Genomic DNA, 16,591 nt, shown 5'->3' on the forward strand with positions numbered 1-16,591 from the left:
GTTTCTCTAAATTAATAGAAGAAACTATATTCATTAACGTTTTGTTGTTCAGTTTTCAAGGTTCATCAGTTACTCGAATTATTATATCAGTATAACAATTCGCTGTCAACACTTTTATTTCTGTGTATTAAGCAGTGACTTTTCAATAATAACACCTTCATATTTAAATGTCAATATTTCTGTCGTCCATACTCTTTTTCAAGAGAAGACTTAAACTACTTTATCACCTTAACATTATTATATCAACAGTTTTTTTTATCATCACTCTCGAGCTAACTTACTAGCTCAGAAGCACGTTTATTAATATATCATCATCACATTCAGATAACAAGTCAAAATTAAAAGTAAAACAATTTAGTTTAATATAAATAGTCAGACATGAGTTTTCTCTATTATATATACGATTTACAATCATGCCTTTTATACTGTCAAAATAAAAAAGCAGTGATCAACAACTTTTCGTCGACGATCACCGCTTTATTAATTTTAATCGTTAAACCGTTAATAAGTATAATAAGAAGATTACTGCAAAGACATACATGATTGGACTTACTTCTTTTGCTTTACCTTTAACGATCATTGTTAATGGATAGAAGATGAAACCAACTGCGATACCTGTTGCAATTGAATAAGTTAATGGCATCATGATCATTGTTAAAAATGCTGGTACTGCAATTTCGAAGCGATTCCATGCAATTTGCCCAAGAGAAGCTACCATTAACACCCCTACTACGATTAAAGCCGGAGCAGTAACTGCATTAGTTACTACAGATAATAGAGGAGAAAGGAATAATGCCAGCAAGAATAGTACACCTGTAACTACCGAAGCAAAACCAGTTCTCGCACCGGCTGCCACCCCAGATGAAGATTCAACATAAGATGTTATTGTTGAAGTACCGAAAATAGAACCTATAATAGTAGCGATTGAATCAGAAACCAACGCTTTACCTGCGCGAGGTAAACGGTTATCTTTTACAAAACCGGCTTGATTCGCAACTGCCATTAATGTACCTGCGTTATCGAAGAAGTCTACAAACAGGAATGTTAGAATTACTGAAAGCATTGTTAAAGAATAGAATTCCGGATCTGAGAAAGCACTGAATAATGATCCGAATGTCGGTGCGATACTTGGTGGTGCCGATACTATACTGCCTGGCAATTCGACTAACCCAAAGATCATCCCTACGATAGCAGTAATCACCATACCGTAGAATACGCCGCCTTTAAATCCTTTTACCAAAAAGATAACTGTGATGATAATACCAAAGATTGCTAGTAATACTTGAGGATCATGCAAGTTACCTATACCAACTAGTGTTGCATCATTATTAACGATAATATCAGCGTTCTGCATTCCGATAAATGCGATAAATAGTCCGATTCCGGCACCTACCGCTAATTTTAACTCCATTGGAATAGCGTTAATTAATTTTTCGCGTAATCCCGTCAATGTCAATAATAAGAAGAATACACCTGATATAAATACTGCTGCTAAAGCATGTTGCCATGGGCTGCCGTTTACTAAAATTACTGTGTAAGCGAAAAATGCATTAAGTCCCAGACCGGGAGCCAGTGCCAATGGATATTTTGCAAGGAATCCCATAACGAAACATCCAACCGCAGCTGAAATCGCTGTTGCTACAAAGACAGCACCATAATCCATACGCAATGCGTCAGGTAGATCTTTTACATCCGCTAGAGTTAACGTTAGTGGGTTAACAACTAGAATATATGCCATTGCTAAAAATGTAGTGAAACCTCCAAGAATTTCACGACCATATGTAGTACCTAGTTGATCAAATTGAAAATACTTTTTCATTTTTTCCTCCGAATGATTCGTCCACAATGTCAAAAAAATAAAAAGACACGCACCTAACAAGAGTTGCATGTCTACGATTTATTAGCATAACTATACAAGTATAGCATTTACTAATACATTCTAAATCGTAGTCAAGCTATTTAAGGTAGCTTGGTAGAAACTCACGAGCCATATTCTCGACATTATACGACGATATATTTAATTTACTCATGTAATATATCATCTCGCTTTATGAAATTCAACCACTTTTACGAACATTTTTTTGCAAATTTTAATTAAAGTTCGTGAATTGGGCACTTTTTTCTCAGAACTTTTTAATGATTATTTCACTATAATGCCGTCAATGGAAGTATACACTACATAAGAACTTGATATGCACTCAATAATAATCTCTAAAAGAAAAGAGCAAACCCACATATGGATTTGCTCATAAATACTTTAGTTTTCGTCTACTCTTTCTTCCTCACTGGAAGATGTATCCTTTGTTTTGTCTTTATCTTTTTCATCTTTTACTTTTTCATTCAATTCTTCATTCGGCACATCATCAAATGTTGCGCTATCTTCCAATCGATCAATCTTCTCTTTTCCTCTATGAGCCATGTTTTTTCGCTCCTTTCCAACATGGGATTATTGCTTAAATACCACCATGGTAGCGATTGTCCGTATCATCATTCAGTCTAGCAGTCGTATCATCAATTTCTGCTTCTTCACGGCGAACTGTATCAGTGATCGTTTCAGTATCCACAACTTTACGTTTACCGACAACGATTTCTTCAGTGACAACGTCTTTTTTCGTTACCTCTACTTGCTCTTCAGTAATCGGGATATGAATTGTACCTTCATCATCCAAGGTACCATTCGTACTGAAGTTGGCAGTACCGCCTTCCCCGACTTCCCGATTCACTGGGCGACGCTCAATATATACTTCTTCGCGTTCTACCGGTACATCAATTGTTTGCTCATCTATGTGAACGTTTTTATTAACATTCACTTCGCCGGTTTTTACACGGTTTTTATCAATATTCAAACGTTCCTCATGGAGCTCCAATCTCTTTTCATCATCAATCGCCGCGTCAAGAGTACTGCCGTTGTAATAAGTGTCATAGTCAGAATCTACATACAATAGATATTTGCCATTCCGCAGTTCATTGTAATAACGATCTCTTTCTGCATCATCAATCCCCAAGCGACGGAAATTATCATTCACTAAATCTTCGCCTGTCATAAAGGCTTTAAATTTATCCCACCAGCTAGCTCCCTCCATATCATCAGAGGTTCCGGCATATCCACGGTGTAATGTATATTGGTCATCTCGGTTTGATACGATGAACATATCTTCCTCTTTATATCCCTGCAGGCGCAGTCGATCCATCTCCGCTTCCAATTGTGCCTCGGTATCATAAATCCCATATAGCTCACGTTTTTCCATGTTAAGTCTCCTCCTAAATTTGAAGCTAATTTGTGTTGCTGTAACTATTCTTTCTATTACCGTATCTCATCTAGATGAAACTTATAATCTTAAAAACCAGCTTTTAACAATCCATCATGGGTGTCAATTCATTATGATCCACAAGGCTATACTACCTCAAAAATCAAACTGCAATGTTAATGGACATGCCCGGCAAACAAATAAAAAAGAGTCCCCCATAAGGACTCTCTCAACAACTTAATTACCTAACATTTTCAAGACAGGATAGATATATGGTTCACTCGGTTCTTCTACTACATTTAAACTTGTAGCCTTAAGAAGCGGTAAATCATAACCGTTATAATTCCCCACTTCCAACACTCCTTCAATTTCTACCCATGCATCTTCTTGAATCGTTACGGCTCCAGTAAATTCAGTCAGAAAACCAATAATGCTGGCATCCGCTACACAATGAGTAATAAGAAATCTCGAAATCACTAACTGATTGCCTGTTAATCCTTCTTCCTTAAAAACGAAGCCGCTCATTTTAATCGTTTTTCCAACATAGGATTCCAGGTTATCATTGATTTCTCCATAATAGGTGCTGAACATATCCTCAGTCATTTGGATACTTTCCGATTCCTGCAATAATCGCAGCTTCCCATCGTATTCCTGTTCTGATAAGTAGTTTTCATTTGGGAGAGGAACATGCTCGCTCGAATAGATATCGATATCTTCTTTTTCTACCAAAGATTCCGCACCTTCCATCAAAGACTTTCGCTCCGTTCCCCCACTCTGCCCTCCACCTTGAGATACCAGGAACCCCTTATTAGCAGCAATTGAAGCATCTAACGTAGCAGGTGGAACCATAAAACCCGTAACGATCGGAAAAGCAACAATACTATAGCTAACCACCCGCCTCAAGCTCCAATGGCTATTTCCATGGTCGTGATCACATCTATGGGAACAGACATGGTGAGTATGTTTTTCCTGCCAGATGCGTGTCACTTGAATAAGCAATAAAACAAAAAAGAAGATGACAGTCATTTTACTCATATAATCATATTTCGGGTTAATGTACTTTATAATGTCACCTGTAATATGAAGGTTTGCAAAAAACAGTGTAAACAAACCTAGTAGAAGCGCCTTCAAAAAATGCTGAAAATGAAATTTCACGCTGCACCTCCTATAGTAAAATTGTCAAATTCACAAATAAGAAGACAATACTCGTGATGAGAATGAATAAAACAAATACAAATTTCGCCTTAAATACACTTAATAACATGATTGTGTTTTTTAAATCGATCATCGGTCCATAAATTAAAAAAGCCAATATCGAGGAAGTTGGAAATACATTTCTAAAAGAAGCACCGATAAAAGCATCTGCTTCTGAACAGAGCGAGAGAATAAAGGCTAAAGCCATCATTACGAAAGTAGATTGCATCTGGCTACTCCCTAACTGCAGGAGCGATTGTGTAGAAACATAGGTTTGCAGGAAAGCCGCAACAAAAGCACCCGCAATTAAATATTTGCTCATATCAAAAAATTCATCTATTGAATGTTTCAACATTTCATGCAATCGTGCAGCAAATGGTTGTTTTTTGTTCCCTGTGGTCGCCGACTCGAAGTTCCCGGTCGATTTTTTTAATTGGTTCGATTTAAATAAGATACTGACAGTCAGCGCAATGGCTAAAGCAGCAACAAAACCAACTCCCATACGCAGCAAGGCCATCTCCATGTCATTACCAAATGCCATGTAAGTCGATAAGATAACAATCGGGTTAATGAGTGGACCGGTTAATAGAAAACCCACCCCCGCATATAAAGGAACACCTTTGCCGATCAATCTGCGCACAATCGGTACAATGCCACATTCACAGGCTGGAAATGCTGCACCTACAACACAGCTCATTACAACTGCCAAAAATTTGTTCTTTGGTATCCATTTACGGATATGATCTTCTGTAATAAAAATCTGAATAAAGCCTGCAATCAACACTCCTATCAAGACAAAGGGTATCGCCTCAATTAATATACTCAGGAAAATAGTATTTAGCTGTGGGAAAGAGTTTGGGATAGTAAGTGTCTTACTGCCTAAAAATAGGGGAACTAAAATAATAAGTAGAATTCCTAAAACAAATACAGTTGAGATATTGTAGGATTGCTTCTGCCTCGATTGCATCGAATCTCCTCTTTCTTTTGTGGCTTGGTTTTTTATAGCTTGTCCAAGATAAAAAATCGGCATCTCATAACATCCTATTAATTTCAAATCGTAATAATTCCTATTCGCTTTAAATTAAACATAAAAAAACTCTTTTATTTGCTAGTAAGCACAAATAAAAGAGAGCTAAATAGAACATTTAAATATTGCTATGGAATCGCCTATTCCAACTCAATTGCTGACGGATTACACGCAATGTCATAAAGCAGCTCGCCAACCATGATATATAAGGGGTTGTATTTTTGTCTCACCCAATTTGAAGTTCAGGAGGATACTAAATTCTAACATCAATCGAAAAAAGAACTTCACACAATAAAAAAACATAGGGAAATTTTTAGTCTTCCTATGTTTTCATCATATTATTTATCTGGTTGGTTTTGCTTCTTTTTTAAATACTCGGCACGTATTTTTTCAAGTTGCTGCTTTTTATCAAATTTGGCAGGCTTATTTTTTTCATGATACTTTGCAACAGCTGCCTGACCTTTGGTATCCAATTGATACTTCCCCACTTCGCTCACCTACTTTTCTTGTCTAAAGTGAATCTTTTAACAAATATAATATACCTTATTTTACTGAAATAAACCTTTACACTTATTAGTGCACTACCTAACCTAGCATCTACCAGTAAAACCATTAAAAACTTTGTAACATCATTCATAACCAAATGGTATTCATTATATTTATCTTTCCCACCTTGAATTTGCTGATTCATTTAAATAATCACTTCGCTAATTTTGACAGAAATAAAAACCCCCTTCTAGTTACTTGTTATAAATAACTAAAAGAGGATTTAGCTTATGAAATATCGATAGTTGGACGTTAATCACGTTTTAGTTCTTAACATGGCTATGTTTATAACCTGTTAAGATTATATTACTGAACAGTCCTATTCCCACTCAATCGTCGCTGGCGGCTTAGATGTAATATCATACAGCACGCGGTTTACGTGTTTAACTTCGTTGACAATTCGTTGATATATCGGGGTTTCTACAACTTATAAACATTCTCAAATTAAATTTACATTTCAATTATAGACGTTATTTTTGTAACTCAATCGTAGCACGTGAAAGGTCATTTTAGCAACGATTAAACAGAGGTAATTAAAAAGTTTAATAATAGTTACTTCTATAAAAAAGAAGACATTTCTGCACTCTGAATTATTCAAGTATTTTATTCAATCAGAGTATGAATTTTTTAATGTCAATCAACTAACATGTCTATTTTTATTTTTGTTTCTTGAAGTTCATTACTTAAATCAACTAAGTTATCTGAAAAACCAATTTTATTACCTGTAGGATTTGTAGATGAGTTGAAAATTTTAGTATAAGCAATATAGTAATCAGTTAACAAACCAATAGTTTGCAAATATTCTTCATTTTCAATACCCTTTATTTGTTGCATCATTTCATCAATTTTTTTCTTGTCTTCATTTATTTTACTTAATCTTGAGTTAAATGTATTCATATCCACAGCAATGCTCCCCCATGAAAAATCAGAAAAGCCTTCTGTATCCATTCCTAGCCCTGACCATTCATGATTGCGTATATCACCAGAGAACATATAACTAAAAACAGAATTAAAATCGAAATCTTTTGAAATAGCAGTGTCCCAAACAGTTAGTATAATATTACTTGTCTCTAAAGAATATTTACTTGCTTCTGAAATCTCTTCATATGTATCATTTATAATTTGTTCATCTATTTTAGATTCTTCCTTTGTCTCTGTAGCATTACCACAACCAAATAATGATAATACTATAATTAATATTCCGATTACCCTATAAAATTTCATACATCGGTAAGCCCCTTTCGCTAAATATAGGTTCATTTTACCATAAACCCTTATATTATCCATTACCTTTTCATTAGATTATATAATAATAAAAAGAAGGCATTTCTGCCCTCTACCAACATTATAAAGTATCTTATCTTACCTTTTTAAGAATATTTGTTTTTTAATACATTTAATATCATCATGGTTGCAGTATATACCATAAAAACTAAGGCTAATACAAAATAAGCAACTGTATATGTACCATTAATAATATAATTGTAAGCATCACCGCCCACATATGTATTTATACTTTCTTCAAAATAAGAATCACTATTTTCATAGATAAACATTTTATAGAAACCCATTGCCAATGAAATAATAACCCCTATAAATCCAATTACAATTGCCCAAGTATAATTGATAGTCCTATTTGTATTATTCTTTTCATAACTTATTTCATAGTTTCTTTTATTTTCTAAAAACTTATCTTCTACTAATTTCTCTTCATTTTGAACTTCTGACATTTATATCCTCCTAATAGTTAATACAATATAACTGTACTACTAAAGACCAAATAATGGAATGTTTAGAGTTAAACCCTTAATTACATAGGTCATTTATATTTAAATAAAAATTTACGGAAGAAAAGTATGTGTTGCTGTAAGTGGTTATTCTTCTATAAGTACTCACCAATTTCATTTATCGGAAAATACCCCTCCCCTCACAATCTCAAAAACTCAAATAAAAGAGATATTTTATTTTTCCCGTTTGTAAATAGTATTATGTATTTCTTCGATGATATCACTTGCTAAATCTAAACATTCTTCAACGTAATAATCAGATATAATAATTTGGTCTTCTTCTGAAAAACTTAATAAGTCATTTGATTCAACATATTTAATCGCTTCAACATGTTGTTTGGCTTGGCTATCTCTATTAACAAAGCCATTACTGTGCATAAGTCGGTTTCGTATTACTCTTAGAACCTCTATTTCCTCTTCTTTTTCAGAACTTACAAGCGTTTCTTCAACATTCATTCTGAGAAAACTTAAATAATCTTTAAAACTATGACCTCTAACTTTATCATCTATCCCCAATTCACTAATTGCTTCATTTGCCAACTGCAAAAGACTGTACTCTAGACACGCCCATACATTCATCAAAATACTATATTTGCTAATTCTAGGTAAGGTATTTTTATACAGGTGGAAATTATCAATAGTAAAATCATAAAACTGCTGTTTTGCTTCTTTTTCTTCTATGCTCTCTGCTAGTTGAACAAGGTCATTATAGTGCTTCTTGTACATGTCATTGGTATTTTCAAACAATATTGCAAAATCATTAATAGTATCCAACTTAGTTATTAACTTGAAATCATCAAAACCTTTGAATTTTCTCATTTTACATTCTCCTAAATAATTTAGAGAAGTTATTTAGGCTATCTATTAACCCCTTCTCGCTCTAGTAATCTGTATATTGTACCTGTACCTACTTTGTAAGTTTTTCGAATATCTGCGATTGAAGTTCTATTCTTGTATGCTTCAAGTATTGCATTTCTTCTTACTTCTTCTTCTCCACCCTCAACTAACTTAGTTTTACGACCTTTGTACTTTCCCTGTGACAATGCAATATCAATACCTTCCCGTTGTCTTTGCTTAATTGATTTACGTTCAAATTCAACTAAACCCGCAAATACAGTTAATAAGAAGTCGTTCATCGGGTTGTCACTTGAAGTATCTAACCATGCTTCACTCACAGATTTTAAACTAGCACCACGTTCTTTGATTTGGTCGATGATTTCCAAAAGGTCTTTTGTGGAACGTGATAAACGACTAATTTCATGTACAATGACAATATCACCTCCCTCTAATCCGTCTAGCATTTGTTGTAATTCGGGGCGGTCTAATGTTGCACCACTGATTTTTTCCTCATAAAATACAGTACACCCTTGTTCCTTTAGTGATTTCTTTTGACGTACTGTATTTTGTTGTTGTGAACTTACCCTAATATATCCCACTTTCCTTACCATATCATTACCGCCTTTTTAATTTTATACTCTAATTTTACCATTCATTTAGGTAACACCCAAACGGTAACGAATAGATGTTAGAATGACGGGCTTTTCAGTCCCTTATTTTCATTACCGATAGAGTGTACTCAAACGGTATCGAACAATCACTCGTTAAGAACGTATATTCTCGTATAAAAAAAACCGCTCATCTTCTCACTTTATTAAAATGATTACTTTCCTCTTATTAGTTACTGTTCTTTCGTCTGTTGTTCAATAAAACTATTTATGCAGGTTTTACTGTGAATAATCTAGAAAATGTTAAGGATTGGATTAATAACTTTTTAGACCTTATCGTATCGTTGCTTGTAACAGAGTCGAACATTTGTTGTATATAAAAACGAGTAGCACTTTCGCTACTCGTTTCCTCTTTATGTCTATTCTCTTTAGATTTATACTAAAATGGTAACTTGTCAACCAAAACCTCGTCAACTTTTCTTTCAATTACATCTTGTAATAGATAACTTGAATAAGAGATTCCTCTACTTTCCAAAGTGTTTTTTACAAACTCTACTAATTCAGAGGTAGTTGTAACATCGCGGTATGTAGAATCTTTGAAATATTTAAGAATTATAGGTGAAACCATTTCATAAAGTTTTTCCGTATTATCAATTTCTATCTTAAAGAAGTTTTTATTACTATTCTTTGTTCCGTTCATCACATTGTTTTCTAGTCGTTTAAAATCTCTTCTTATTGTTTTTAATGTATTTTCTATATACTCAATTCCACTAACTTCTATCTCTTCGATTTTTGTAGGTTTAAGGTTACCATATTGCTCCAAATACATACTTTCATTAGGGTTAGATAAGGCATACTCTAATGTACTAATGACTTTTTTCTTAAAATCAACTTTAAAAGTTTCTATTTGAGTATATCTCAAATCTCTAGGATATTCTAAATGTTGAATGTTTCCTGTATCAAATATATAAGGTGTTACATCATCTTTGATAACAACGAATGGTTTATCAAATGCTAACCTCATCCCAAACTCAAACATTACATTAGCATTTTTAGCACTAACATCAATAACTACAATATCATCATAATATATGTTTTGAACTATACTAGTCTGAATCACACGCACTTCATCTGAATGACTTACCAAGCGAATATTCATTTCATACTTTTCATCATCTTTCAACGATTCCTTGATAATTCTCCTAACATCTTCCCAATGTTGTTCACTCAAACCCGCAATTTCAGCAATTGGCATTATTAATCCGACATTAATTGTTTTTTTAGTATGTTTTACTTCTGTTGCCACAACCGTTTCATCCATTTATCTAATTCTCCTCAAATATCCAAATATATACATATAATACTAGTATCATTTAGAAATTAAAAGTCTTAGAGAAGAAGTTTATATTATGAAACTTAGTTTATATCAAAAAAAAGGCTGTTCACTATTTCTCAATGTTTATAAACATAAATAAGTACATCAAATTGATGATGTACTAATATAGAACTATCTAACTTTCTTTTCTTCATATAAATTTACTAAGTACACAATATTGGTTGCACATAAATCCAACGCATATTTAACAGTTGATAATGCAACTTCAGTTTCTTCCTTTTGTCCATGTCCAGTTTGATTTCTTATTGTTGGTAACCCACTAGATAATGAACTTTTCAAAGCGTTAAGATGGGTTTCACTTGATACATTGAAAAAACCGTTAGTTGCTAGAGTATTTATAAGCGGGCTAGCAGTTGCCCTAACACTATGTGAATAACCCATTTTATCGCAAATAATTTTCATCGCACTTTCAAATGCAACACATGCTTTTACAATAGCACTTTCCCATTCTCCATCTTTATAGAGTTTATGTGCATCCATAAAGTCAGATGAAGCACTAGTAAAATCATTTTGATGAAGTAATTTAATTGCATGTTTAACCACTTCACTATGTATGTGTTGGTTATCAATTCTAATCAATTGATTTCCGACTATTTCATAGCCCAATGCATTTTGACGAAACTTTTGGTTAATTCTATCAAATGTATGGTCAATTTTGTCATTCATAAAATGAAATTCTCCACTATCATGGAAACTTATATTATTCGATAACCTTCTTAACAAATTCACTAAAATATCAATTATGTCCAATGCTTGAATAGTATTACACTTTAGTAAGTAATTAAAAATATTTGTCGGCGAAGAGGATGTAGCAAAATCCAAGATTCCTAGTTCAAGTTTAACTTCTTCTGCAACTAAATCCCAAAATTGCCCCTCTTTATAAGTTCCCCTTGGTAATAATCGATTAATAAGGTTTACAAATTGGTTTCTAAACTCAATTGAAATATTATCATATTGATATACATCTTTTATCTCTACTAATTTATTTCTTCTTGAGAAGACTTCAAATAATTCCATAAAAATCGCTCCTTATTCTAGATATTGAAAATTATACCACTTCAATTAAGGGAATATCACTAGTTCCTAACATTAATTACCAAATTAAAAGTTCGTATTTTTGTATGTTCAACTAAAACATAAGCAAAAATTGGGTTGTGGGCGAAAGGGTAACATGAACATAAAAAGCACATCATGTTAATTGTGATACCTAATAAAAATTCGTATATTAAGTAACTATAAAATAATAATCCTTTTTCTCAGGAAACGCTTGAATGTGTTTCAAAATATCCATTAGAAAAACTACTACTTTCTTAAATAATGTACACCTGTCATTAATCCTCTCCAAACGGGTCATCATCACTATCATTACGATTAGATACCCCTATTTCTTTTTGTTGTGACTTTTCTCTATTCTTAATAATCTCTTTTGCCTTCCCTATTTTTTCCATCATGATTTTTTTAGAAGTCGATTTATTTTCAAGCATTTTCATTCTTTTACTACCTGCATTAAATACTTCTACTTCAAACTCAGTAAGTTGACGTAAATTTTTATCTTTATTTAAATCGTGTAGTAGTACATAATCCTCAACTTCAGGAAATTGGTCTCTACCAAATTCGTTCTTAGTGTCCGAAAATCTGAAATAAGACCGTTCTAAATCTTCAATTTCAAAATATACTAGGTCGGTATTTAATTCAATATCTTCCAAAATAGATTTTGTGGATATTTTTACACTTTGATTTTCAAGAATTTTTTTCATTTTATACTCATCTTCTTTTTTAGTATGTTTTGTCTTTTCATCCTTGCTAAATCGAAATGTTCTATATTTATTAATATCTTGCTTTTTATTATTATTCTTATTGTCGTAGTCACCAATATTTTTGTATATAATGCTTTTTTCTACTGCTTCATTTATCAATTCAATAGCATGACGTTTAGAACATTGTAATATGCTTGCCCATCTGTCATATGAGCATGTAAAACAACCATCTCCACTATTAGCCCACCGATGGGTTGCTAAGTAAATGTAGATATATTCAACTTTTTTGATGTAGTAAAAAATATCTAAACTTAACTTCGTAAACCCATTTTCTTCTATTTTTAATACTTGAGCAATTACAACATCATTAGGCTTCATATCTGTTAACACTTCTCCTAATATATTGGTGATTTTAATAACTTTCTTTTCAACCAAAGAACATAGATTTTCTTTTATTTTTTTTACTGCTCTTTGTTTGCTACTTCCTAATTGTATTGTGGATTTATCATTTAATAATGTCACTGTGAAGTAGATTTCATCATTTAAGTCTTTACTCATCTGAAGAATGGAATACAGATATAATTCTTCCGAGTTTAATTGATGTTCATTTCCCTCCGTAATTAATTGATTATTTATCATAATAAATTTTGTTTTTGCCATGTGCGATTCTCCTATGTGATTATATTTTTTAAATAAAAAAAGAAGTTACCTATTCGGCAACTCCCTTAAGTGTTAGATATTAAATTGACTTAAACTTATCCAATGCCTGTTGTAGTTCGTCTGACTTCCGATAGAGTGTAAAAATCGAATCATCTTTTACACTCTTGGCTTTGAGGATATATCCGATTCCTTCACTACTTAAAAACAATGATAATTTCTTTGTGTAGCAGTAGAAAAAATCTTTGTTATCAATCTGTGTCATTCTGATTTCTCCTTTAACATCGAATATTTAATGTAATTCATCCCTGTGAGTGCAAATGAGAACATTTTCTCTTTAGTAAAAATAGATGTATTAATATGACTAATCCTATCTTTGTCCGCTTCATATTCAGCAATCTGAGTGAATTGACCTTTCGGAAGTATTAACTTAATACCTAGCATTTTCTCAACATAGTCGATTGAGTGCGGTGGATAATAGATTTCACCATTTTTAAATGATAGTTGTTCCCCAATTTTCGAAAAGTCTAATTTCCATTCAGGTGTATTATCGAGTAATTCAATCAGTTCCTCGAAACCTAATTGTCTTAGATACTCATTGTGAATACTTTTGTACTCTTTCTTATAATGACCTAAGTATGCTGAATCAATTGTTAAAAGAAATAATTTACCATCATCTGTTGGAGGTAATGGAAGGTCATAATATGACCAAATTTGAAGTGCTGTGCTTCCTGCATACTTTTGATAATAATTCTCTTTTGAAATTCCATTTATTGCATTTAAGTTTGCTGAGTGAGGATTTACATAACTATTAGCATAAATCTTTGTTACATGATTATCCCATGTGTATCCATCTATTGCTAAATCAACACCAATGCTTTTTCTTTTGTCGCTATCATCCAATCTAAATAACCCTTTGAATGAGTAATAATAATTGACCTTATAGCCAAATATCATATTCAATAGAGAGCAACTTACTAATGAATCTAAATCATTTGTCATTGTAAGGTTTCTGTCTAATTTCTCATTTGCCCACTGTGGGAATAACTCTTTAATTTCTTTTTTCATTGTGTGAATGAACATACGCTCATTCCTTTTCTTAAATAAAAAAACCTTATGGAACTCAACCCCATAAGGTAAATCATTACTGATTGTTTCTCCTTTTCTCCTTGCATTTCTAAAATGCACAAACAGGCGTTGCCTAATGTTTGGAGAAAAGGAATTAAGTCATATCGTTCATTTGTTCAGTCCCTTCTATTAGTAATTTAAAATAAAATCTTTGTATCGCTTTACTTTTGGTGTATCCATTGAAACTTTGTTATTCGTATTTGACAGTAAAGCAACTGAACAACCAATATGCTCAGCAATGTCTAAGAGTTTGATTTTCTTTTGTCTACCTATTAAAAATAATTCTTTTTTGCTATTTTACTCACTTCCTCTTTAGTTAAATATTTGAATAATGTATATAAAAAAAGACACTCTCAAAGAGAGCATCTATATCTGTAAGTAAATATTTGAATGATAAAAAGTTCCCTCACTATTACAGGCGGTGGGAAATCGCTTTTGCGGTAGATTTTTGTCTTTAGAGTTTTGTCTAAATTACTATGAATGAATTTGAATTAAGTTAATCAAGCACTGTTTTTAACATTTCAATTATCCCTCATAATACTAGTTCAACTTCTCACCGCTTTTGCGGTAGTATTTGTTCTTCTTAGTTACCTACATTTTTTACAACTTGCTTTAAATCTGTTATTTGTCTTATCAAATGAGAAAAATTCATTGGTAGCAGGGAGGTTTTCTTTACACTTGCTACACTGTTTAGTTTTTATTCCCAATGTATTAGTATAGGTAGATTTTCTCCATTCTCTTAAATTAATATCTACTATTGTTTTATAAATAGTTTTCAAAGATTTAGTAACATTTGAATTATCAATCTTTAATATTTGTTCAATTTCCCTATGAGTATATCCTTGTTCAACCAACTTGATTAGTTTTAGTTGCTTGTCACTAAAGTTACACTTTTTAATAGTTTCATCTAATGAAACATAAGTGGCAACCAACTCTTGATTTAGTGCCTTCGCCCCTGTTATATAGAACATTGAGCCATTTTCAAGAAACATATTTTCATCATATTTATATCTAAGGGATATTAATAATTCAACAACATTTATATCTGAGATTATAAATGGTTTATATTCAATTTCTTTATTTATATTGTAAGCCATTAGATACCTCCAAACAATCTTATTGTTTATATCACCAACTTTCTTGAGTGTACACCATATATTTTATATGATGTTACTATTTTTATTAAGGTTTTTAATAAATATCATAAGATTCCCCTGCTTCAGCAGGGAAAGACAGACCGTAGCCATGCGTTTAGTTTAAGTTAGTTTATTATTTTATTAGTTTATTCTTTAAACTGTGAACAATGTGTATCTGATTTGCTACACTTCGTGCAATGCGTAGTGCATAGAGTGTTAAATTTTAATTCATTACATTCACTAGGTAGTGATTATAATGTGTTTAATTCAATACATATCATGCACTATTATTTTATAACTTAACATCATTTAATGGACTATATAATTTACCAATAGTTAATATATCATCTTGTTCAAGTCCTCTAAGATATTTTGAGGTTATTTGAGTATCATAATGCCCCATTAAACGACTTAAACTATAGACATCTATTCCATTTTTTAATGATTTTTGGGCGTAATAATGCCGGCAATCATGCGGTGAGCATCTTATTTCCTTTCTAACTTTTGCATTTTCACAATGTTCTTTTAGAATCTTATTTATTCTCGAACGGTGTAACTTTTGTGCGGATTGGTCAAGAAAATAATAATCCTCTATATCCTCATTAATTTTGTGCTTAAAACGTTCTATTTTCAAACCTTCAAACTTCCTCATGTAACGTCTCATTAATTTTGTTATATGCACTAAACGTTGTTTACTTCCTTTTCCATGTATCAATATGTGCTTAGTTGAAATGTCGCTTTGTTTGATATTACATAGTTCACTTACTCGAATCCCTGTTTCAAATAAGAATATTAAAATTAATTTATCTCTAATATTTGAATACGTTTTTTCTTCTACATCACACAAGATACGTTTTACTTCTTCATCATTAAATGTAACGATAACTGTATTATCCTCTTTCAGATTCTTAATACGTTTCATTGGACAATCATCTTCATCTAAAAATCCTTCATCAACTAAATACTGAAAAAAGATTTTCAATGTAGCAATTTGATTATTTATTGTTCTATTGTTCTGTTTCCCTTCTTCTTGTTTACATCTAATGAATTTTTTAATGTGAATTGCTTTTATGTCCTCAACTTCCTCAATTTCCAATTCACTTAATACATAAACTTCAAATTGATTCAATCTATGCATACATTGATAAATATAATCTTTCTTTCTACCCTGTATTTCTTGATTCAACTTAAAATCATCAATTAACTCAACTATTTTGGTCATAAAGAAACTCCCTTCTATTTGGTTAAATAACGCAAATAAAAGAGAGTA

At 32.1% G+C, this 16,591-nt stretch carries 17 protein-coding genes, 1 pseudogene and 1 riboswitch; all 18 genes and pseudogenes read right to left on the minus strand.

What is annotated here, in order from left to right; genetic code table 11:
* Positions 1-493: 493 nt before the first annotated feature.
* The 18 genes and pseudogenes from QYB95_RS15270 to QYB95_RS15355 all read right to left on the minus strand — a co-directional run bounded on the left by QYB95_RS15270 (position 494) and on the right by QYB95_RS15355 (position 16,543).
* Positions 494-1,819: an NCS2 family permease gene (locus tag QYB95_RS15270; protein ID WP_301139237.1), complete on the minus strand. Its 1,326-nt coding sequence runs from the start codon at positions 1,817-1,819 to the stop codon at positions 494-496.
* A 108-nt stretch (positions 1,820-1,927) separates the two neighbouring features.
* A riboswitch (purine riboswitch) is annotated at positions 1,928-2,029 on the minus strand.
* A 228-nt stretch (positions 2,030-2,257) separates the two neighbouring features.
* Positions 2,258-2,419, minus strand: coding sequence for a hypothetical protein (locus tag QYB95_RS15275; RefSeq protein WP_301139238.1), 162 nt, complete (start codon positions 2,417-2,419; stop codon positions 2,258-2,260).
* 34 nt (positions 2,420-2,453) lie between these two features.
* Complete coding sequence (locus tag QYB95_RS15280; RefSeq protein ID WP_301139239.1) at positions 2,454-3,248, minus strand: YsnF/AvaK domain-containing protein; 795 nt, start codon at positions 3,246-3,248, stop codon at positions 2,454-2,456.
* 237 nt (positions 3,249-3,485) lie between these two features.
* Positions 3,486-4,403 (minus strand): TIGR03943 family putative permease subunit, encoded by a 918-nt coding sequence (locus QYB95_RS15285; protein ID WP_301139240.1) that lies wholly within the window; start codon positions 4,401-4,403, stop codon positions 3,486-3,488.
* A gap of 10 nt (positions 4,404-4,413) precedes the next feature.
* Positions 4,414-5,409, minus strand: a complete 996-nt coding sequence (locus QYB95_RS15290) for a permease (protein ID WP_425609212.1) — start codon at positions 5,407-5,409, stop codon at positions 4,414-4,416.
* A 398-nt stretch (positions 5,410-5,807) separates the two neighbouring features.
* Positions 5,808-5,942 (minus strand): hypothetical protein, encoded by a 135-nt coding sequence (locus QYB95_RS15295; RefSeq protein WP_301139321.1) that lies wholly within the window; start codon positions 5,940-5,942, stop codon positions 5,808-5,810.
* A gap of 392 nt (positions 5,943-6,334) precedes the next feature.
* Positions 6,335-6,427 (minus strand): annotated as a pseudogene (locus tag QYB95_RS15300) (GMP synthase (glutamine-hydrolyzing)); the annotation flags it as partial.
* A 221-nt stretch (positions 6,428-6,648) separates the two neighbouring features.
* Entirely contained in the window at positions 6,649-7,239 is a 591-nt protein-coding gene (locus QYB95_RS15305; RefSeq protein ID WP_301139242.1) for a hypothetical protein, read from the minus strand.
* A 146-nt stretch (positions 7,240-7,385) separates the two neighbouring features.
* Positions 7,386-7,745, minus strand: coding sequence for a hypothetical protein (locus tag QYB95_RS15310; RefSeq protein ID WP_301139243.1), 360 nt, complete (start codon positions 7,743-7,745; stop codon positions 7,386-7,388).
* A 231-nt stretch (positions 7,746-7,976) separates the two neighbouring features.
* The gene (locus QYB95_RS15315; protein WP_301139244.1) at positions 7,977-8,621 is read right to left on the minus strand and encodes a hypothetical protein; all 645 of its coding nucleotides are present in this window, start codon (positions 8,619-8,621) and stop codon (positions 7,977-7,979) included.
* A 38-nt stretch (positions 8,622-8,659) separates the two neighbouring features.
* A complete protein-coding gene (locus tag QYB95_RS15320; RefSeq protein ID WP_301139245.1) occupies positions 8,660-9,250 on the minus strand; it encodes a recombinase family protein in 591 nt (196 codons plus the stop codon).
* Positions 9,251-9,686: 436 nt separating this feature from the next.
* Positions 9,687-10,568 carry a hypothetical protein gene (locus QYB95_RS15325; protein ID WP_301139246.1) on the minus strand — a complete coding sequence of 294 codons (882 nt, stop codon included), beginning with the start codon at positions 10,566-10,568 and terminating at the stop codon, positions 9,687-9,689.
* A gap of 186 nt (positions 10,569-10,754) precedes the next feature.
* On the minus strand, positions 10,755-11,660 hold the full coding sequence (locus QYB95_RS15330; protein ID WP_301139247.1) for an STM4504/CBY_0614 family protein: 906 nt from the start codon (positions 11,658-11,660) through the stop codon (positions 10,755-10,757).
* Between the two features lie 314 nt (positions 11,661-11,974).
* A complete protein-coding gene (locus QYB95_RS15335) occupies positions 11,975-13,060 on the minus strand; it encodes a helix-turn-helix domain-containing protein (RefSeq protein ID WP_301139248.1) in 1,086 nt (361 codons plus the stop codon).
* Positions 13,061-13,139: 79 nt separating this feature from the next.
* Complete coding sequence (locus tag QYB95_RS15340) at positions 13,140-13,322, minus strand: hypothetical protein (RefSeq protein ID WP_301139249.1); 183 nt, start codon at positions 13,320-13,322, stop codon at positions 13,140-13,142.
* Entirely contained in the window at positions 13,319-14,140 is an 822-nt protein-coding gene (locus QYB95_RS15345) for a hypothetical protein (RefSeq protein ID WP_301139250.1), read from the minus strand. The genes QYB95_RS15340 and QYB95_RS15345 overlap by 4 nt, the downstream gene beginning before the upstream one ends.
* 632 nt (positions 14,141-14,772) lie before the next feature.
* Positions 14,773-15,282, minus strand: coding sequence for a hypothetical protein (locus QYB95_RS15350; protein ID WP_301139251.1), 510 nt, complete (start codon positions 15,280-15,282; stop codon positions 14,773-14,775).
* 331 nt (positions 15,283-15,613) lie between these two features.
* Positions 15,614-16,543, minus strand: coding sequence for a tyrosine-type recombinase/integrase (locus QYB95_RS15355; RefSeq protein WP_301139252.1), 930 nt, complete (start codon positions 16,541-16,543; stop codon positions 15,614-15,616).
* Between the last annotated feature and the right edge of the window lie 48 nt (positions 16,544-16,591).

It is taken from the genome of Ureibacillus aquaedulcis (genome assembly GCF_030418165.1).
Taxonomy (GTDB): domain Bacteria; phylum Bacillota; class Bacilli; order Bacillales_A; family Planococcaceae; genus Ureibacillus; species Ureibacillus aquaedulcis.